Consider the following 19133-nt stretch of genomic DNA (forward strand, 5'->3'; position numbering starts at 1 on the left):
TTTTAGAATTGCAACCTGTTATGGTTCCACCAAGTTTCAGTTTACCACCGCAACAGCTAGCAGAGATTTTCCCCTTCCATTTAGTTTTCAATCGCCATAAAGAAATTGTGCAGATTGGGGACGTTTTGCAGCGTTCCTGCCCCGGATTATCTGTAGGTAGCCAGATAGAAGAGCATTTTCGGTTCAATCGTCCCACCGTTGCAGTTGAATTTGATGCCATCCGAAAACAGTCTCACGCCCTCTTCCTTCTGGAATCTGTGCATAATGGAATGCAACTTAAAGGACAAATAGTGTACGTAGAAGAGTCAGATGTCATCTTCTTCCTTGGCTCTCTCTGGGTGACAGATATAGCAGATTTAAAACCACTTAAAATTAAGCTCAAAGACTTTGCAATTCACGATCCGATAGGGGATTTTCTCTTCTTATTACAGGCACAAAACACCGTGGTATCCGATGCTAAGAAGTTGGCAAACCAATTAACTCAGCAACAGTCAGAACTTCAAGAAGCGCTAAAAGTCAAAGAAGAACTCGCTGCAACTGCTGAGGCACAAAGCTTGAAATTGGAACGAACTCTACTAAAACTACGAGAAGCTCAAATTCAGCTAATTCAAGCTGAAAAAATGTCTAGCCTGGGACAATTGGTAGCAGGTGTAGCGCATGAGATAAATAATCCCGTCAGCTTTATTTACAGCAACCTCAATCCTGCCAAAGAATATACACAATACTTGCTAGAACTCATCCGCCTATACCAGAAATTTTATCCCAACCCTGCTGGGGAAATTCAAAAGCATAGCGAAGACATTGACCTAAATTTTATCATTGAAGATATGCCAAAAGTGCTGGAATCAATGAACAATGGGGCGGACAGAATTCGTCAAATTGTCCTATCTTTACGAAATTTCGCCCGACTTGACGAGTCGGGAATGAAGCGGGTAAATATTCACGAAGGAATTAATAGCGCCCTACTAATTTTGCAGCATCGGCTGAAATCTAAAAAGGAGCATCCCGACATTGAAATTGTCAAAGAATTTGGCGTATTACCACCTGTTGAGTGTGATGCAGGACAGCTAAATCAGGTTTTTATAAATCTTATTGCTAATGCGATTGATGCTTTTAAGGAGTCAGCAGCCAGTGGAAAAATAATTGACGCTCCTCGGATAACTATTCGCACAGAGGCAGCGCACCCATATTATGTCATGGTGCGGATTGCTGACAATGGGCTAGGGATGATTGAAGAGATGAAAAAACGAATATTTAACCCTTTCTTTACTACGAAGTCAGGAGGTAAGAGGACGGGATTAGGATTATCAATTAGTTATCATATTGTGCAGAAACATAAAGGGATACTGCGGTGCGTGTCGTCACCGGGGAAAGGTACGGAGTTCTGGATTAAGATTCCGGTGCGACAGCATTTAGGAATGTCTGCTGGTTAACTTCGGGAGCCATACTCGCAAGTAGTTATCCCATATTCGGCTAACTCTGTCAAAGTCATTTGTTCTGACATTGAAATTCACCTAATTTATTTTAATTCTAGGTTAACTACCCTAACTCATCAGTTGTAACGATTGCTGTCATACCTTCGATGACGGCTTCGGATTGGTGAACTAAGTTTCGCAGTTTTTCCACTATCTCTTTATCAACGTTTTGCCACAAATCGCGTTGATTAGCTTCTAACAATCTTTCTGCCATATCTCTTAACGCCCAAGGGTTCTTCTGCTGGATGAAATCTTGTACATTTGAGTCGAATAAATACGCCTCTGCTACTCCTTGATACATGAAATCTTCTACACAGTTAGCTGTCGCATCGTAGGCGAATAAATAATCTACTGTTGCTGACATTTCAAATGCGCCTTTGTAACCATGACGCATGACACCAGCAATCCATTTAGGATTCACAACACGGGAACGATAAACTCGTGCAATTTCTTCGCGCAATTGTCGAACTTTCGGATTTTCGGGAAGAGAATTATCGCCAAAATATGTTTGCGGATTCTGGCCACTTAAAGCCCGAACCGCTGCTGTTAAACCGCCTTGAAATTGATAGTAATCATCGGAGTCTAGTAAGTCGTGTTCGCGGTTATCTTGATTGTGCAATACTATTTGCATTTGCTGTAGACGCTTCTGGAAGGCTTCTGGGGCGCTAACCCCCCCTAGCTCCCCTGTCGAGGGTTGGAGAGGGGTGCTAGTGTAAGCGTAACTGCTCCAGTTGATGTAAGCACGGGCTAAATCTTGGTCATCTGTCCAATTTTGTGCTTCAATTAAACCTTGCAATCCAGCACCATAAGCACCAGGTTTAGAACCAAAGATGCGATAACGCGATCGCATTTGGGCTTGTTCTTGACTCAACCCGGAATTTTGCCAAAACTCGGTTTCTTGGGATACTTGCGCTGCTAATGGGTTTTGTTCTGCTGGTTCCTTTAACGCCGCCACTGCTGCTACAGCTTGATCGAATAAATCGATTAAATTAGGGAAAGCATCGCGGAAAAATCCAGAAATTCTCAGCGTCACATCCACGCGGGGACGACCTAAAACTGAGACTGGCAATATCTCAAAATCTACCACTCGTCGCGAGGCACCATCCCAGACTGGTTGCACTCCAATCAATGCCATTGCTTGCGCCAAGTCATCGCCACCAGTTCGCATGGTACTCGTTCCCCATACCGACAATCCGAGGGTTTTTGGATACTCCCCGTGTTCCTGCGTGTACTGTTCAATTAAAGCTTCAGCCGCTTTGCGTCCGACACTCCAGGCTGTTTCTGTGGGAATTGACCGGATATCAACTGAGTAAAAATTGCGACCAGTAGGCAAAACATCAGGTCGTCCTCGCGTTGGTGCACCAGATGCGCCACTAGGCACATATCGCCCATCTAATCCTCGTAACAAGTTGGAGATTTCTTGGTTGGTTTGTTGGAGGGAAGGGAGGAGGTAGCGACGTATCCAGTCTAATTCTCTTTTTACGGTTCCCTCGTTGACGGCGGGGTTGGGGGGGTTTCCCATCATCAGCTGTTCTACTAACACACTGGCTTGTTGTTCCAATGCCTCAATGACATCGCCGACAATTTGATATCTTGTAGGACAGCCCTGTCCTACAAAAGGTTGAGAAGGATCTGCTGTGAGAGGGTCGAAATCTAGATTAGAATCAAGAGCGATCGCTCTCGTTAAGCCTTTGCGATCGCTTCCGGGATGACGTGCGATCGCGACTATCAAATCTCGCAGTTGTCGCCCTTGCGGACATTGCCCAAAAATGTGCAATCCATCCCGTATTTGAGCTTCTTTCAATTCGCACAAATAACCATCCAAATAATTTAAAATTGACAATTCAAAATTATCTTCTTTTTTGATTTTCAAATCTTGGTGTAAATTTTCCTGAAAAACCAGATCGGCAATGCGAGAACTGATCGCTGGTAATCTTGAAGGATCTAAACTTTCAGCCTGATAATATTCATCAATTAACCCTTCCAACTGTTGCAAAGGGCCATAAAGTTCAGCCCTAGTCATCGGCGGAGTTAAGTGGTCTATAATTACAGCTTGAGCGCGACGTTTAGCTTGAGAACCTTCCCCCGGATCGTTGACAATAAAAGGATACAAGTGAGGCAAAGGCCCAAACACTGCTTCCGGATAACAATTACTTGAAAGACCCACGCTTTTACCCGGAAGCCATTCTAGATTCCCGTGCTTCCCCACATGAACAAACGCATCAACCCCAAAAACTTGCCGCACCCAATAATAAAAAGCCAGATAACTATGAGGCGGTTCCAAATCCGGAGCATGATAATTTAAACTTGGGTCAATATCATAACCACGCGCAGGTTGAATCCCCACAAAAACATTACCCAACTGTAAACCAGCAACAGCAAAAAATTTCTCTTCCTCTGCGTCCTCTGCGCTTGGGCGGTTCATTTCCAAAACCGAACCCCAGCGATCGCATACTCCTTGCTGCACCGCTTCTGGCAAACTAGAAAAATACTCTTGATACTCCTGGAAAGCCAAACTCTGCTGCACCCGACGCAACTCTCGCCCCTCCGGATCGTTAGTCACTCCAGCAGTCAAACGCGAAATCAACTCATCACCACTAGCTGGAATATTTTCTACACAATACCCAGCCTGTTGTAAAGCCTTAAGTATTTCTACACAACTTGCTGGAGTATCCAACCCGACACCATTAGCTAAACGCCCATCGCGATTAGGATAATTTGCCAAAATTAAAGCAATTTTTCGCTGTTGTGGTGGAGTTTGGCGCAGACGTACCCAGTTAGATGCTAAATCAGCGACAAATTGAATGCGATCGCGCACAGGTTCATAAACCACCACATCCGTTTGCAGCAGAGGATTTCGGGTTTGCACAGCTTTAAAAGAAACTGCACGACTAATGATTCTCCCATCCACCTCTGGTAAAGCCACATTCATCGCCATATCGCGCGGTGACAGCCCTTGAAATCCACTCTTCCACTGTTCCACCGTACCGCCGCTGAAGATTACCTGCAAAGTAGGGATATCTAGGGATAAAGGAATGGTAGGAGTAGGTTTTCCCGATAGGTCGGAAGAATCGACAATTGAAGCCGCCCCATCGCTGGGGTTCAGGGGAGAGATAGAAAAGCTGGTGGTGTTGAGTAAAAGCTTAATTTCCTCGCCGTCTTTCGGTTGGAAGTATTGCAATAATTCTTCTTGTACATCGCGATCGCGCAGAGAAGAGACAAAAACGGGAATTGGTTCTAAATTTCGTTCAGCTAAAGCTTGACATATTGCATCTATTGGGGCTGTATTTCCCGCTAGATAATGAGCGCGATAGAACAAAATACCGATTTTGGGGATTGGGGATTGGGAATTGGGGATTGGGAATTGGGGATTGGGAATTGGGGATTGGGGATTGGGGGAATGGGGATTGGGGATTGGGGATTGGGGATTGGGAGGACTCTTACCCAGTTCCTTGTCCCTAGTACCTAGTCCCTTGTCCCTAGTACCTAGTCCCCAGTCCCTAGTACCTAGTCCCTTGTCCCTAGTACCTAGTCCCCAGTCCCCAGTCCCCAGCCCCCAATAAACCCCGACGCGGGGAACTTCTTGCGGTGGCGGTGGATTGTAGGTATTTCCCAGACAAATATCAGCGACAAATTTTAAGGCATTAACGAAATTTTCTACCCCGCCTTCGGTAAAGTAGCGCCACAGCTGGTTACTAGATGCCAGAGTTACGGTAGAGTGACTGATTAAATCTGGATCTGGACGATCGTCTCCAGGTAAGACAAACAGCGACTTCTGGGTACTTTCCACTGTTTGGCGCACCACTTCTAATCCATAAGACCAATAGGAACGTCCTCCCAGTAGCCTTAAAATAATTACCTGTGCCTGCTCCAGAACTTCTTCAGCGTAAGTATCAATACTGAGTTGTTGCTGCAACTGCAAGAGATTAACGACTCGTAGCGCGGGAAATGAGTCTGGTAATTTGGATACTGCGGCGGCGAGGGTTTGAATATCGGTATCCGCTGCGGTGAGCAAGACGATGGGAGCAGGTGTTTGCTCAATAAAAATGACACCCTCAGCTTGAGGATTCCATCCCCCAGGAGTAGCGGCTAGACGATGCACGATTTTGTTTTCCCCCGTAGCAGCGACACATTAAACGCTTTGAGTCAAGGTTTGATTGTATCTTGTCAGGCTCCGGTTGAGTCGCCACTGCACGAGCCGTCAGTTATTGCCGCGATCGCGCACGCTTCTATCCTCAATGGCGCTGTGGGGGTGCGTATTGATACGCCAGCTCATATAAAGGCGGTACGCGAAAAGGTTACATTACCAATAATTGGTCTGTGGAAACAACAGATACCGGGTTACGAAGTATACATTACTCCGCAGTTTCATCACGCGCAAGCGATCGCGATCGCTGGTGCAGACATTATCGCTATTGATGCCACCTTACGCGATCGCCCGGATGGCGAGACACTACAAACACTGATTAGCCGAATTCACGATGAACTGGGTAAGCCAGTGATGGCAGATGTGGATACGATAGAGAATGCTCTATCCGCCGCCGCCGCAGGTGCAGACATCCTAGGCACCACCCTTTACGGCTACACTGCCGCTACACAACATCTAATTCCCCCAGGCTTTGACTTACTAACCCAAATAGTAGAACAGCTAAACGTTCCAGCTATTTGTGAGGGTGGCATTGCCTCACCCCAGATGGCAAAGCAAGCGCTGGAACTGGGAGCCTATGCCGTCGTTGTTGGTACGGCAATTACAGGTATCGATATTAACGTAAAAGCCTACGGAGCTGTTTTTCCTAATAGCCACCAAAAATAGTTCTTAGCAATATTGGCAATGTATAAAATCGAACTTTAATAATTCGAGCCTAAGTAGTTCACCAAATTCCACAACATTTTCTTAAGTACCTAGGTAATTTTCTGGATATACTACTATAGGTAGATGCCACCAGAAGATAACCGTAGCTAAGTTGGTGGTCAAAAAAAGTATTCGGAATTGCCGGAAGGCACTACTTAGGGTAATTTTATGAACACGTTGCCACGAGCCATAAAAAAGACAGGTTTTATATGGGCGTTGGTTGCAGTAGGTGCTATTCAGGGATTGCTGATTACCTGGATGCTGCCAGAACAGAGTTTAGATTTTAGAACACCACCCCAATCTGTGCGCGCAGTCGAAGGTAGATAAATATAAAAAGAGAGATATAAAAAGAGAGATATAAAAAGAGAGACGCGAAATTTCACGTCTCTGGTTTGGTAGGCGCATGACAATGCCATCCCCCTACCAATCGCAAATTCTGTAAATTATTAAATCCACGTTCCTAACCTGCGGCGAGTACGCGGCGCTTGAGAATTACCATTTTGTCTCCCACCACAGGAGAACGGGCTAAAAGCGCACCTTGAGAATCAGAGATTTCCAACTTGCTAAAGTCGAGTTCTTTAGCGCGTTGCAACATTTCACCGGCTAACTTGTCCTGTTTGGATAAATTGAGGTCGTACCAAGCATCACTGACTTGGACGACTAGAAGACTAGCAGGAAAGTTAGCTTGAATAGACCCAATTAGCCCATTTGCATATTGGGTAGTAGTTTGGGCAACTTGATCTTGAATAGAAGCAATCAATTTTTGTTCTGGGGTTAGCACTGGGGGAGGCGGTGGGGCAATTTCCACGGCTTGGGGTGCTTCTGGCGCTTTTAATTCTGGAGGTGTGTCGATGTTGGCGGGAGGCGGTGTTGGTTCCGGAACAGGCGCAACTGGAACAGGCATTGGTGCAGGAGAAGATATCTGTTCGGGAACAGGTGTTGCTGCGGGAGGAACCTCAGCTACTTCAGTCGTCCCAGGTATAAGGGTAGTTGTTGTCCAGAGTAGTAAAACGAGAACTACTGCGATCGCGCCACTCAAAGCTGTATCAGAAAGCTTTTGATTCAGCGATGTTGGCAGGAAAGAGCGGATTATCCCTATAATGCCATTCCACAAACTTAAAAAACGTTCCAGAAGGCTTGGCTTGGCAGTTGTAAGTTGGGAGGTAGCGGTTGGTGGCTCCTCCAATTTCTCCACTGTCCCTTCAAGCAGTCTAATTGTCCCCCGCAGAATTTTAATGCTTTGAGCTTTCAGAAACGATTGGCGGATGGGCGGTGCTGTCACCTTTTTCGGTGCTGGGTTTGGTATATTTGGCTGATTTGTTTGATCTTCTGACATGGAATCTCCCTTAAAAGCAGCAAAAATAATTGCGATCGCCTCCGGCGTAGGCGCGTATGCGCTACTCGCGGTAGATTCTTACCGGATGCTGCCTTCACAGCCCTAATCTACCACTTTGCTATTCTGCTTTTATCTGACTCGCAATCAACTGACTTAACTTTTAATCTATGCCCCTTAAACGCCGTCACTTTCTAGTTTTAAGTACCCTCAGTGGTTTCGGTCTAGCTTTTTTGGCAAAGGCACTCCGCAGTCCAAGGGCTACGAGTGCTGTCTCTTTCAATCTTGCGGCCGAACTAGCAACGCCTGAGTCAACGCTAGGAGCCCCGCTACTGCGCTTTGTGTCGGTAGCAGACACGGGAACTGGTGCAAAAGGTCAATATGCTGTAGCAGCAGCCATGAGTCGTTATCAGCAGCTAAAGCCCTTTGACTTGGCAATCTTAGCTGGTGACAACATCTACAACAATGGTGAAATTGAGAAAATTGTTGATGTTTTTGAGCGCCCTTATCAAGTTTTATTGCAGCGCGGAGTGAAATTTCAAGCTGTTCTGGGTAATCACGACATTCGCACCGATAACGGCGACCCTCAAGTGCGCTATCCAGCTTTTAATATGCAGGGGCGACGTTACTACACATTTCGCCGCAACCCAGTACATTTTTTTGCTCTAGATACCAATGATAATGCTGACTGGAAGGCTCAACTAACTTGGTTAGAACAAGAACTCAGCAGCAGCGATGCGCCTTGGAAAATTGTTGTTGGTCATCATCAGATTTACTCATCTGGTGAATACGGAGTAAATCAACCTTTTATCGAAACACTAACTCCACTTTTCCAAAAATACCGCGTGCAACTTTACATCAACGGTCACGACCACAACTATGAGCGCACAAAGTCTATTAACGGTACTACTTATCTAACTTGTGGTGCTGGCGCAGGAGTTCGTAAAGTCGGACGTTCAGAATGGACGGCGCATTCTGTCAGTGAGTTGAGTTTTGCTGCATTGGATGTATTTGCAGACAAAATAGTAATTAGCGGCATCGGCACCAATAACCGCGTTTTTGACAAAGGTGTTATTCCACTGCAATCAGCTTAATTCAAACTTATGAAAGTCAAGCGTCTAAAAATGACTTCATTTCGGGGAATCAGCGACTTAACGCTAGATTTCCAAACAGAGGAGCCAAATTTACTCATCGGTATCAACGGAGTGGGAAAATCCAATATTATCTATTGCCTTGCTCTTTTCTTGTCTCATCTAATGATCTCGGTTCGGACTCCGAATGCCGAAGCTTGCTCAAGGCTTTGAACAAACGAATACAGAAAAAAAATATGTGTGCTTTTGCGATGCGATCGCTTCTATAGCAATCCTGTTTGAGTTGTGAAGTGCCAACCCTTCAGATACCCGACTTCTTAGAGAAGTCGGGTATCTCGGCTTTACGTTTAGGACTGCTATACTATCCTTGATTTACGTGCCGTGCGCGATCGCGATCGCATCTTACGGATTAATTCTTTTTTTCTCTGAGGATGAATTAAGCGGGAGGCGAAAAGTGAAAGTTGTACCTTGAATAGGGGTGCTACTAGCGGTAATAATTCCGCCGTGTGCTTCGACAATTCGCCGCGCGATCGCTAACCCTAAACCAGTACCAGTGCCTTTGCGGGAACGATCTGCGGTATAAAATTGTTCAAAAATGTGGGGAAGATCGCGATCGCTAATTCCCCCTCCCTGGTCGCGAATTTGCACAGAAACCTGAGAACCTTCTACACTTCCAGAAATAGAAACCTGAGAATCCGCCACCGAGAACTTAATCGCATTATCAAGTATATTCAGAAAAGCTTGCAACAACCTTTCTGGATCACCTTGTAGCTCAACATCAGGAACATTGATGCTGATGTTTACACCCTTAGAGCGCATCCGAGACTCCATTGCTCGCGAAGCACGATTAATCAAGTCTCGCAGATTGATGGGTTGCTTCTCAAGCACAGTTACGCCTGCTTCCAGTCGTCCCAAATCTAGCAAATCCTTAATTAGCCGCGACAGGCGCATAGTCTCTTCCTGTGCAGTTTGGATGAAGCGATCGCGTAATTCCGGTTCCTCATCAGCGCCACTGGAAAGCGCCTCCAAAGTCACATGGACGTTACTAACCGGAGTCCGCAACTCGTGAGACACATTCGCCAAGAATGCTCGCCTCTCCTTATCCAGCGAAGCCAGTCGTTCGCTCATCCGGTTTAACTCAATCGCTAACTGACCTAGCTCATCGTTTTGACGGATATTCAGCTTCTCGCCTAAATGACCAGCACCCACCTGGATAGCAAAGTTGCACATCGCCTGGATTGGTCTAGCAATATTGCGTGCAAGTCGTTCGCTAATCAGCGCACACAGCAAAACAGTCAAGAAGAGAGTTCCCAGAACCGTGAAAATAATTATCCGGAATTGACGCTGAAACTGATTAAGCGTTATTGACATCCGCACAACACCAAGCAAGCGACCATTGCGGGATATCGGCTTTGCTGCATACAACCTGTCATCATTTGACAGAACACCTTTCGCCACCCCTTGCGTCGGCTGATTTTGCAGCGCTTCCCTCACTCCCGGAACGCTAAACCAATTAGTTATCTGCCGATCTAGCTGGGGAGCAGAAGTGAACAGCAGGCGACCATCTGGCCCAAAAATCCGCAGAGTCACTGATTCCGGGGAACCGTAGCGTTGTACTAGCAATTCCACCCGCCGGAGATCGTTTTCCTCCAACGCATCAGCTACACTTTCGCCCAAAGCCGTAGTCCAGACATCTAAATCAGCCTGTCTCGTCCTCATAAAATAGGCATGGAAAGAAAACAGGATATAGCTTGCCAAAATTGATGTCCCCAGTGCAGTGAGCGCCAGGTAAGTGAGAAAAAGTTTTCGGTAAATTGAATTCCAGCGGATGCGAATGGCTATCAACTCCTCGGATTTTCACAATGTGCTTTTGATAAACTTCTGACAAATTGCCTGAAGGTAGATATGGGCGGGTTAAACACAGGTAAATCCCGATTATTGATTGACATTACCAGCAGCACGACCGCGTAAAACAGCTTTTATCCGTGCCAAAAGTTCGCGAGTATTGAAAGGCTTGGTAATGTAGTCATCTGCACCCGCTTCTAAACCCCAAACTTTATCAATATCCTGGTCTTTAGCTGTCAGCATCAAAATAGGAATATTAGAAAAAGCTCGGATGCGCCAACACAATTCCATGCCATCTATCCCAGGTAACATCAAATCTAAAATCATCACATCCGGCACCTGTTTATGAAACAATTTCAGCGCCGACTGCCCATCTGCCGCAGTTGTCACCTGATAACCTTCTTTGATTAAAGCATAGCTGAGACTAGCTCGTAATGCCTCTTCGTCATCTACCAGTAAGACGTGTGTCATGTTGATACCTCTTGCTTAAAGTGTATTTATTTGGGCTAGGTTTCGGTAGTTAGCACCTTAAGGAAAATGTTTCTGAGTTGGGAATGCTGGCTTAAACCAGAAAACATCATGAATCAATATCTATTTCAACCACCTTATTCCTTGAGGATAAACCAAACTTGATGCTAATTCTAGATTTTGACACCTCAAATTTTTCCGCCAAAATTTGAATTAACTCCTCATTTGCCTTACCCTCCACAGGAGGCGATTTCAGATTTATTATAAGGCTACCATCCGCAGCTTCCTCAATTTTTTGATTTTTGGAATTTGGTTTAACCTTTACTTGTTTCTTCATGGTTTCTTTAAAATATTGCTGTCGGGTGGGCAATAATGATATCCCTACTACTTATTTTCGAGTTGTGATTTTCATCTAGTCAAATTTTCCAATTTTCCGCAAAAATAACCAGCCGATGATGCAGCCCACAGCGTAATGAGGGAAATCCCACCAGCTAAAGGTAGTTCCCAGCAGCAATTTTCCCAACACGGTTGAGCGAAACGAATCCAAAACAGGTTGGTGCCATAGTTGCAAAAATTCTATCGCGCAGGTGACACTAAATACCCACAATGGAATTTGGTTTGCAGCTTGGCGAGTTGGAAACAGCAAAAACACGAATAGACACCAGAACGTTTCGTATAAAATATCTCCTGAAAAATCATTCACCCACTTAGAGCCAAAACCATCGTATCTCTTGGAGAATAACCCTAGCGGCACAATGACTAGCATGGTGATGAGTATACGCCAGCTTTGGGTTCTGTCTCGAAGCATTAGCTATTTCCAGCGTCAAGTTATGCACTATATCCGTATATATTTCCCTTGTTCTTGTTGGTATTAATCTATACCCCATAATGGGCTAATTATTTTATATATGTAAAATTAACTCTAAAGATAGAGTATATAATTATACAAAAAAATTACAATCTGATGTAATAAAGCTGCTTTGTTAGGAGAAAATAGTCATGAATAATGAAACCAATACGAATTCAGAAGTTGGTGTAGATGTCGATACCTATGACAGAGGTATTGTGCCCGCTGAGACGGCAGCGCGTAAAGAAAGAGAAGGTAATGCTTTTAAAACTACTCCATCACAAATAGATGAGGAAAAGTCTCCAACTAACGATCAAACAGATGGTGGAAGCATTAATACAACAGAGGGTTACACGGTAGACAAAGAAGGTCTACTAAATAACTATGCTATTGAACCCGAAATGTATGTCAACGAACCCGGAGACTTAAAGGAACAAGAGCAAGCTGAAACTGCACAACGCGCTGAGGAACTAGCCAATTTGCAGCACGATGAAGAAGGAAACTTAACAGATGAAGGCGATGAGCGTCCGAAAGGGCAAGGATTTATCTAACCTTGATAACAAAGGGAAAGGCAAAAGGCTAAGAAAATATTATTCAGCTTTCTGTTTTCCTTTTGCCTTTTTCCTTCGCCATGCCCGTAATACTAAAACTCTAAAAAAGATTGGGGATTTTCCCCAATCTTTAATTATCTGTTTGGATCGCCGTACCCAATCACAGCTACTTTATGTCGATAGACTAGCTCGGCTCCGTACCAACCGGAAAGGCCAAGAAGCACCGCTACAATTATTGAGAGAGTTAGTCCTAAAGGTAATATTGCCCCAGAAGTGTTGCCCCAACGGAATATTAGGTTGACAATGGTCAGTGTCAAGGCGGCGACATTAAGTACCATGTGTGCCCAGCCAGCGCTGCGCTTACGGACTCGTTCAATTTTCAGGAAATCCATCATACCTGTGATGGCTGCTATGATGCCACTTGCCAACCCAAGCCCTATTAGCCAAATAGAGACTTGCGCCCAGAACATATCCTTTGTCCACCAGTAGGCGAGATCGGCTGCTGCTGGCGTGGTCAGCAAAGTGATCGGGAAGGTGACGATTAGGGGATGCAGAGGATGGGCTGCGATCGCAACCGTACTGGTCACGCCACTGTCACGATAATCTGACTCATCACTTTCAATAAGCGGAGGGACATTTGGAGTCTGCGTCATGGTGATTAGTAATTGGTAATTGGCTAATAGCTAATTGTGTATTGCTAATGGCCATTTTTCAAGGACAACCGATAACTGACAAATAACAAATAGTTAACTTGAAGGGATTTTCTCGACGTGTGCTTCCGCAAGCACTGTTAATTTGCCTGCTTCCGCATTCAGCTGTTTGATCCGCAGCGACATTCCCTCCAAGTCGAAATTGCTGAGATTTAAAAGCTCACTTGCCTTATCTAACAACGCTTTTGTTAGTTCTGCCGAGAGTTCCTCGCCTTCGGTATACTGAACGTCTTCCAGAGAAACGTTCTGCCCATTGGCACTAACTCTGGGTACTGCTGTGAAGGAAACTTGCTTAGTTTCTCCAGTTTCGCGTAGGAATACGGTGGTATTCAATGCTACTTTGCCCTCACCCGGTAGCTGGAAATCTACCTTTTTGGTGTCAATTGTCATTGGTTGCCCATTGACCTGCACCTGCTGGTTTTGTAGCATACTGCCAACATATTCCGAGTTGAAGGCACGGTTGATGTCCGCTTCCGTCAGCACCACGCGGGTACTTGCCTGGGTGGGTTTGTTCAGTTCAATTTTGCCGAAAGCAGCGCTGAGAGGATTGATGTCTATGTTCGTCATTTCCATCTCTAGTTCCTCCATGCGGAGGTCGCCCTGCATCACCAAACCTTCCCCTTCAATGGTGACTGACTCCACCTTTCCCTGAACCAGAGAAAGTGGATCGGCTGCAACGTCCACCTCCAATTTGTCCGCTTGATCCAATTGGCTGGATAACCCAATTTCTGCTGCTTTATTAAGCGCCTGTTGCCCTAAAGAAGAATCGTTATTAGTCGTCACAAGATGGAATTCCTGGTGTCCTATTATTGAGTCAATTTAGGCGATCTGTATTAAGAAGTGTATCTGTCTGACGGGGGAAGGAAGGTTAAGCTTTTATTCTCAATAAACAAGCAAAGAGCTATTCCTCTGGAGGTAAATATAAGTACCTATAACTAAATGGTTGATTGTTATGCCTCAAAATCATATTTTAGATAGATGATATTTTTTTTAATATAAACACTCCTGAACTCAATAAAACCATAGATAAAATAAGCATTTTGTATGTATAAAGTTCTGTTTTTAGATTTTTGTATAATAGAGCTACCGTTTAAAGAGTTTTCCTGGATAACAAGGGGTATCAGTCAAAAGAGAGATGAATATACTGAAAACGAATGTGATCGTAGGTATAGATTCCGATCCTATGTTTATCAGTGGAGAACAACGAATGGTAACGACAATTGATGATGCAAAGCGCATGGCAATTGGTATGAAGTTGGCAGACATGAAAGCTCTGCAAAATCTTCTTATTGCCAACGAGCAAAAATTTATCTCGGCGGTTGCCGATGATGATATTCGTCACCGCATACAAGATATGCTCAACGACGATCAGAAAAACCTTGGCGTTCTAGACACTGTAATTGTGCAATACGGTATCAAATCCGAACCCTCACAAGGAAGCACAAAAGTGATTGAAGAAGCTCAGAAACTAATGGAAGGTTCTGAACTTACTATTTTTGAAAAAGTAGCTCAGCATGAATTGCTTAAGCATAAGCAAACTATGACTGGACTGCTCATTCATAAAGCAGCACAAGTTGTTGGTGCTGATATTGAAGCTGCCATCACTCCTTTAAATACCCTTAACTTTGAGAACCGCGCTCACCAAGAGCAACTGAAAGGTATTTTAGAAATTTTAGGTGTTCGCGAACTGACTGGAAAACAGCCAGATCAAGGGCTGTGGGGCCGCGTACAAGATGCTGTTGCTGCATTAACTGGCGTGGCGGGTAGTGTGGTTACTCGCACTGATGATGAGATGAAGATCCGCGATCTTATCAGAATGGATCACGCTAAAGTAAATACCCTGTTCGCGCAAGCTCAAGCTACTGACGATCCTCAAAAGCTGCAAGAGTATTTCGGTCAAATCTACAAAGACCTAACTGCACACTCGGAAGCTGAAGAACAAATTGTTTATCCCGCAGTTCGTTCTTACTACCAAGACACTCAGGATCTCTACAATGAGCAAGCTGAAATGAAGCAGATGTTGGAGCAAATTAAGTCTCTCAACCCCTCTGCTTCTAATTTCAAACAACACCTTTCTCAGTTGATGCAAACTGTTATGCATCACGTACAGCAAGAAGAGAACGAAATGTTTGCGAAAATTCGCGACAACTTCAGCGACGAGCAAGAGAAGCAAATGGCTACCGAGTTCAAAACTGCTAAGAGCAAGGTACAAGATCAGTTTGCTGCTTCCAGTAAGTAAGCTGAATCAAAATCATCATAGGGGCAATTTAATAATCCCCTTTAAAGCTAGAGTTCTTTATTTCCACCACTAACTATGTGGTGGAAGTTTTTTTATTAGCCTCTGTATGAAGGTGCATATAGCGATGCTATTTCATTTGTAAAACTGTACAATAGGCATCCTGCCTGCCGCCATCGGTATTGCGATATTTAATCAAAGATTAGCCTTTTTGATCGGTCGAGAGAAGGATGTTATTACTAAAATTCCTGTGACATGATTGGAATATATCTTTAATGACAATTTAACAGGAGAAATACGAATGGTAACGACGCTTGATGATACAAAGCGCATGGCGATCGCACAAAAATTGGCAGACATGAGAGCGATCCAAAATTTATTAATTTCCACTGAGCAAAAACTGATAAGTTCCGCTCCCGATCAAGATGTTCGGGAACGTTTGCAAAATATGCTCGCTGACGACCAAAAAAACTTGGGCGTTCTGGAAACAGTTCTTGTTCAGTACGGCATTCAGTCTGAACCCCACGACACAATGAAAAAATTTGTGGAACAGGCTGAGCAAATGATGTCAGGCTCGGAACTGTCTTTTTACCAGAAATTAATTCAACACGAACTGCTCAAGCACGGTCAGGTAATGAGCGGAATTGTTGTTCATAAAGCGGCTCAAGTTGTTGGCGCTGATATTGAAGTAGCAATCGGACCTTTGAACACGGTTAACTTTGAAAACCGCGCTCATCAGGAACAGCTTAAAGGATTGCTGGAACTTGTAGGTGTCCGCGAACTGACTGGCAAAGATGCAGATCAGGGACTGTGGGCGCGGGTTCAGGACGCTGTGGCAGCACTATCAGGCGTAGCTGGTAGCGTCCTCACCCAAAACTCTGACAAGCAGGATATGAACATCCAGACCCTAATCCGGCTGGATCACAACAAGGTTAATACCCTGTTTACGGAAGTTGGAACTACTAAAGATCCTCAAAAGCTCCAAGAGTATTTTGGGCAGATTTATAAAGATTTGACCGCTCATGCTATAGCAGAAGAGCAAGTTGTGTATCCGAAAGTTCGCCCCTTCTACGGTGAAGGCGATACTCAAGAGCTGTACGATGAGCAAGCTGAAATGAAGCAGATGCTGGATGAAATCAAGTCTATGAGTCCTGCTGATGCTGATGCGTTCCGCTCGAAAATCAAACAGTTGATGGAAGCGGTTGGCGATCACATTCGTCAAGAAGAAAGCACCATGTTCGCCGCAATTGACAAAAATTGCACCGACGAGCAAAAAGAACAAATGGCTACTGAATTCAAAACAGCTAAGGCTAAGATTCAGGAAGAAATGGCAGCTTCTATGAAGTAATACGATTTTACTTTTGTGAGGCAGACATCTGATACCCCCAAGCCCCCTTAAAAAGGGGGCTTAAGAAAGGGGATTAGCGCAGGGAGAAAAATGAAGTCTAACTACTTATAGTAGTTAGGGTTAAGAAAAGAGGGGGATGCGATCGCATCCCCTCTTTTTTCTAATGGACAGCCTGGTTTGGACTACTGACCGCGTTGAATGTAAGTTTCTACATTGCGAATCGCTTGTGTAGCATAAGAATCGTTAGGACGTGCCTGAAGCGCTCTTCTAAAGTTAATCAAAGCAGTCTGGTAGTCTCCTCTTTGGGTTGCAGCGTACCCAATTCTCATGGATTGAGTATAATTCTGCGCCCTATTGGATCGCCCATTGCTCGGAGTAGAGGCACCGGGAGTTGTTGTACCGCCGGGAGTTGTTGTGCCACCGGGAGTTGTTGTGCCACCGGGAGTTGTTGTACCTGCACCACCGGGAGTTGTTGTACCTGCACCACCGGGAGTTGTTGTACCACCGGGAGTTGTTGTACCTGTACCACCAGGAGTTGCTGTACCACCAGGAGTTGATGTGCCACCGGGAGTCGTTATACCTGTACCACCAGGAGTAGTGGTGCCACCGGGAGTTGTTGTACCTGTACCACCGGGATTTGTTGTACCTGTACCACCGGGAGTTATTGCACCACCTGGTGTTGTTGTTGTACCACTGGGAGTTGTTCTTCCCGGAGTAGTGGTGCTACCGGGAGTTGTTGTTGTACCACTGGGAGTTGTTGTACCTGTACCACCGGGAGTTGTTGTTGTACCACTGGGAGTTGTTGTACCTGTACCACCGGGAGTTATTGTGCCACCAGGAGTTGTTGTACCTGTACCACCGGGAGTTGTGGTCGTGCCACCGGGAGTTGTCGTACCTGTACCACCGGGAGTTGTGGTCGTGCCACTAGGAGTTGTCCTTCCCGGAGTAGTGGTGCTACCGGGAGTTGTTGTGCCACCGGGAGTAGTCTGAGCTAATAATTGTCTGCTTTTGCCAGTAGAATTAGCACTGCTACTGACTTCATTCAGAGATGCCAATGCTGGAAAACTGAGTAGAACACTAGCGCTGGCAACTCCGAGCAAGCTAAAAAGCGTTTTGATGGAATTTTTCTGATTTCGGGTATTCATGGTAATCTTGTGAGTTTTTTTTTCAGTAAGGCAGGCAAGATGCTTGCCTGACTTTGAACGAGTAACGAGACTGTCTTGAATTGTTAGCCGTTGACGACTTCGCCGCCGTTGGGATGCAGAATCTGACCTGACATATAAGAAGAGTCATCCGATGCCAAAAAGACATAGCTTGGTGCAAGTTCTTCAGGTTGTCCAGCCCGCTTCATTGGCACTTGTTGACCAAAATTTGCAACTTTTTCTTCTGGGAAAGTTGAGGTAATCAGCGGTGTCCAGATGGGGCCTGGTGCCACACCATTAACGCGAATTCCTTTTTCAACTAAGGATTGAGAGAGCGATCGCGTAAAGGCAACAATTGCCCCTTTAGTGGAGGAATAGTCGAGCAACTGCTGATTTCCTTTATAAGCCGTTACCGAAGTAGTGTTGATAATCGCGCTGCCTTCTTTAAGGTATTTGAGTGCAGCTTTGGTCATGAAAAACATTGAGAAAATATTGGTGCGGAAAGTGCGCTCCAACTGTTCGGCTGTTATATCTTCAATGCTTTGTTGAGGATGCTGTTCGGCGGCATTGTTGACGAGAATATCAAGTTGGCCAAACTCGTCAACTGTCTGTTGTACAGCTTGTTGACAAACTTTTTCGTCGCCAATATCGCCAGGAATTGTGATACATTTACGCCCTTCTTGTTCGATTAATCGCTTAGTTTCTTCGGCATCATCGTGTTCGTTTAAGTACGCGATCGCAACATTGGCTCCTTCTTTAGCAAAAAAGATGGCAACCGCACGACCAATACCGCTATCACCACCAGTAATCAGCGCTACTTTGTCGCGTAACTTATCACTACCGCGATATTTAGGATCGTCCGCCTTGGGTTTTGGTGTCATTTCTGACTCAGTACCCGGTCGATGATCTTGATGCTGGGGTGGCTGTAAGGTTTGCTCTGGTGACATACAATTCTCCTTGCGCGTGAGTGAACTTTTAAATTGAAAAAAACCGTTCCCTTGAATTACCCTCAATTCAAGATTAAAGTTTGCATAAATATAGACATCTATATCTATGCTTGATTTGGGATAACCTTGTCACAATAGACATCTATACTTCAAAGCGCTCAGCTCTAAAGTTGCATCCCATCTTGGTAATAATTAAGTAGAGAAAGCGACAAAACCGGACAACTTGTTGCTACTTTTGCACCAAAAAAGCATTTATCCTACGGATTAAACTTCTTTCTACATACGATG

Annotated in this window: 18 protein-coding genes; 8 read left to right on the forward strand and 10 right to left on the reverse strand. The window is 44.9% G+C overall.

Features of this window, described 5'->3' with window-relative positions; genetic code table 11:
* Positions 1-20 precede the first annotated feature (20 nt).
* Positions 21-1433, forward strand: coding sequence for an ATP-binding protein (locus H6F66_RS10790; RefSeq protein WP_190420999.1), 1413 nt, complete (start codon positions 21-23; stop codon positions 1431-1433).
* A gap of 106 nt (positions 1434-1539) precedes the next feature.
* Here H6F66_RS10790 and cobN read toward each other — a convergent pair whose 3' ends face one another.
* On the reverse strand, positions 1540-5577 hold the full coding sequence (cobN, locus tag H6F66_RS10795; protein ID WP_190421001.1) for a cobaltochelatase subunit CobN: 4038 nt from the start codon (positions 5575-5577) through the stop codon (positions 1540-1542).
* Between cobN and H6F66_RS10800 the strand changes: the two genes are divergently transcribed.
* Complete coding sequence (locus tag H6F66_RS10800; RefSeq protein WP_190421003.1) at positions 5572-6288, forward strand: N-acetylmannosamine-6-phosphate 2-epimerase; 717 nt, start codon at positions 5572-5574, stop codon at positions 6286-6288. The two genes, cobN and H6F66_RS10800, sit on opposite strands and share 6 nt — an antisense overlap.
* A 207-nt stretch (positions 6289-6495) precedes the next feature.
* The gene (locus H6F66_RS10805; RefSeq protein ID WP_190421004.1) at positions 6496-6654 is read left to right on the forward strand and encodes a hypothetical protein; all 159 of its coding nucleotides are present in this window, start codon (positions 6496-6498) and stop codon (positions 6652-6654) included.
* Between the two features lie 133 nt (positions 6655-6787).
* Here H6F66_RS10805 and H6F66_RS10810 read toward each other — a convergent pair whose 3' ends face one another.
* Complete coding sequence (locus H6F66_RS10810) at positions 6788-7663, reverse strand: hypothetical protein (protein ID WP_190421005.1); 876 nt, start codon at positions 7661-7663, stop codon at positions 6788-6790.
* Between the two features lie 167 nt (positions 7664-7830).
* On the opposite strand from H6F66_RS10810, the gene H6F66_RS10815 reads away from it, so the two are divergent.
* Both H6F66_RS10815 and H6F66_RS10820 read left to right on the forward strand, forming a co-directional pair.
* A complete protein-coding gene (locus tag H6F66_RS10815) occupies positions 7831-8754 on the forward strand; it encodes a metallophosphoesterase (RefSeq protein ID WP_190421006.1) in 924 nt (307 codons plus the stop codon).
* 9 nt (positions 8755-8763) lie between these two features.
* Positions 8764-8964, forward strand: a complete 201-nt coding sequence (locus tag H6F66_RS10820) for an AAA family ATPase (protein ID WP_190421007.1) — start codon at positions 8764-8766, stop codon at positions 8962-8964.
* 189 nt (positions 8965-9153) lie between these two features.
* Here the strand turns inward: H6F66_RS10820 and H6F66_RS10825 are convergent, their stop codons facing one another.
* From H6F66_RS10825 to H6F66_RS10840, 4 genes are all read right to left on the reverse strand, one after another.
* Positions 9154-10470 (reverse strand): ATP-binding protein, encoded by a 1317-nt coding sequence (locus H6F66_RS10825; RefSeq protein WP_242018971.1) that lies wholly within the window; start codon positions 10468-10470, stop codon positions 9154-9156.
* A 216-nt stretch (positions 10471-10686) separates the two neighbouring features.
* A complete protein-coding gene (locus tag H6F66_RS10830) occupies positions 10687-11067 on the reverse strand; it encodes a response regulator (RefSeq protein WP_190421009.1) in 381 nt (126 codons plus the stop codon).
* A gap of 106 nt (positions 11068-11173) precedes the next feature.
* Positions 11174-11401: a DUF167 domain-containing protein gene (locus tag H6F66_RS10835; RefSeq protein ID WP_190421011.1), complete on the reverse strand. Its 228-nt coding sequence runs from the start codon at positions 11399-11401 to the stop codon at positions 11174-11176.
* Positions 11402-11476: 75 nt separating this feature from the next.
* The gene (locus H6F66_RS10840) at positions 11477-11872 is read right to left on the reverse strand and encodes a DUF2809 domain-containing protein (protein WP_190421012.1); all 396 of its coding nucleotides are present in this window, start codon (positions 11870-11872) and stop codon (positions 11477-11479) included.
* 191 nt (positions 11873-12063) lie between these two features.
* Here H6F66_RS10840 and H6F66_RS10845 point away from each other — a divergent pair, with 191 nt between their 5' ends.
* Positions 12064-12462: a hypothetical protein gene (locus H6F66_RS10845; RefSeq protein ID WP_190421013.1), complete on the forward strand. Its 399-nt coding sequence runs from the start codon at positions 12064-12066 to the stop codon at positions 12460-12462.
* A 134-nt stretch (positions 12463-12596) separates the two neighbouring features.
* Here H6F66_RS10845 and H6F66_RS10850 read toward each other — a convergent pair whose 3' ends face one another.
* Together H6F66_RS10850 and H6F66_RS10855 are read right to left on the reverse strand one after the other, a co-directional pair.
* The gene (locus H6F66_RS10850) at positions 12597-13115 is read right to left on the reverse strand and encodes a DUF2231 domain-containing protein (RefSeq protein ID WP_190421014.1); all 519 of its coding nucleotides are present in this window, start codon (positions 13113-13115) and stop codon (positions 12597-12599) included.
* A 93-nt stretch (positions 13116-13208) separates the two neighbouring features.
* Positions 13209-13955, reverse strand: a complete 747-nt coding sequence (locus H6F66_RS10855; protein WP_190421015.1) for an LmeA family phospholipid-binding protein — start codon at positions 13953-13955, stop codon at positions 13209-13211.
* 424 nt (positions 13956-14379) lie between these two features.
* On the opposite strand from H6F66_RS10855, the gene H6F66_RS10860 reads away from it, so the two are divergent.
* On the forward strand, positions 14380-15411 hold the full coding sequence (locus H6F66_RS10860; protein ID WP_190421135.1) for a hemerythrin domain-containing protein: 1032 nt from the start codon (positions 14380-14382) through the stop codon (positions 15409-15411).
* Positions 15412-15709: 298 nt separating this feature from the next.
* Complete coding sequence (locus H6F66_RS10865; RefSeq protein ID WP_190421016.1) at positions 15710-16756, forward strand: hemerythrin domain-containing protein; 1047 nt, start codon at positions 15710-15712, stop codon at positions 16754-16756.
* A gap of 182 nt (positions 16757-16938) precedes the next feature.
* Here H6F66_RS10865 and H6F66_RS10870 read toward each other — a convergent pair whose 3' ends face one another.
* Both H6F66_RS10870 and H6F66_RS10875 read right to left on the reverse strand, forming a co-directional pair.
* Positions 16939-17901 (reverse strand): hypothetical protein, encoded by a 963-nt coding sequence (locus H6F66_RS10870; RefSeq protein WP_190421017.1) that lies wholly within the window; start codon positions 17899-17901, stop codon positions 16939-16941.
* Between the two features lie 83 nt (positions 17902-17984).
* Complete coding sequence (locus H6F66_RS10875; protein ID WP_190421018.1) at positions 17985-18845, reverse strand: SDR family oxidoreductase; 861 nt, start codon at positions 18843-18845, stop codon at positions 17985-17987.
* Between the last annotated feature and the right edge of the window lie 288 nt (positions 18846-19133).

The organism is Trichocoleus sp. FACHB-6 (assembly GCF_014695815.1).
In the GTDB taxonomy this organism is placed as follows: domain Bacteria; phylum Cyanobacteriota; class Cyanobacteriia; order Cyanobacteriales; family FACHB-T130; genus Funiculus; species Funiculus sociatus.

Excerpts from the sequence above, each read along its gene's own strand:
- H6F66_RS10815 (WP_190421006.1), top strand. The coding sequence starts at position 7,831 with ATGCCCCTTAAACGCCGTCACTTTCTAGTTTTAAGTACCCTCAGTGGT.
- H6F66_RS10865 (WP_190421016.1), top strand. The coding sequence starts at position 15,710 with ATGGTAACGACGCTTGATGATACAAAGCGCATGGCGATCGCACAAAAA.
- H6F66_RS10830 (WP_190421009.1), bottom strand. The coding sequence starts at position 11,067 with ATGACACACGTCTTACTGGTAGATGACGAAGAGGCATTACGAGCTAGT.
- H6F66_RS10820 (WP_190421007.1), top strand. The coding sequence starts at position 8,764 with ATGAAAGTCAAGCGTCTAAAAATGACTTCATTTCGGGGAATCAGCGAC.
- H6F66_RS10840 (WP_190421012.1), bottom strand. The coding sequence starts at position 11,872 with ATGCTTCGAGACAGAACCCAAAGCTGGCGTATACTCATCACCATGCTA.
- H6F66_RS10825 (WP_242018971.1), bottom strand. The coding sequence starts at position 10,470 with ATGAGGACGAGACAGGCTGATTTAGATGTCTGGACTACGGCTTTGGGC.
- H6F66_RS10875 (WP_190421018.1), bottom strand. The coding sequence starts at position 18,845 with ATGTCACCAGAGCAAACCTTACAGCCACCCCAGCATCAAGATCATCGA.
- H6F66_RS10850 (WP_190421014.1), bottom strand. The coding sequence starts at position 13,115 with ATGACGCAGACTCCAAATGTCCCTCCGCTTATTGAAAGTGATGAGTCA.
- H6F66_RS10835 (WP_190421011.1), bottom strand. The coding sequence starts at position 11,401 with ATGAAGAAACAAGTAAAGGTTAAACCAAATTCCAAAAATCAAAAAATT.
- H6F66_RS10870 (WP_190421017.1), bottom strand. The coding sequence starts at position 17,901 with ATGAATACCCGAAATCAGAAAAATTCCATCAAAACGCTTTTTAGCTTG.
- H6F66_RS10800 (WP_190421003.1), top strand. The coding sequence starts at position 5,572 with ATGCACGATTTTGTTTTCCCCCGTAGCAGCGACACATTAAACGCTTTG.
- H6F66_RS10790 (WP_190420999.1), top strand. The coding sequence starts at position 21 with ATGGTTCCACCAAGTTTCAGTTTACCACCGCAACAGCTAGCAGAGATT.
- H6F66_RS10805 (WP_190421004.1), top strand. The coding sequence starts at position 6,496 with ATGAACACGTTGCCACGAGCCATAAAAAAGACAGGTTTTATATGGGCG.
- H6F66_RS10845 (WP_190421013.1), top strand. The coding sequence starts at position 12,064 with ATGAATAATGAAACCAATACGAATTCAGAAGTTGGTGTAGATGTCGAT.
- H6F66_RS10810 (WP_190421005.1), bottom strand. The coding sequence starts at position 7,663 with ATGTCAGAAGATCAAACAAATCAGCCAAATATACCAAACCCAGCACCG.
- H6F66_RS10860 (WP_190421135.1), top strand. The coding sequence starts at position 14,380 with ATGGTAACGACAATTGATGATGCAAAGCGCATGGCAATTGGTATGAAG.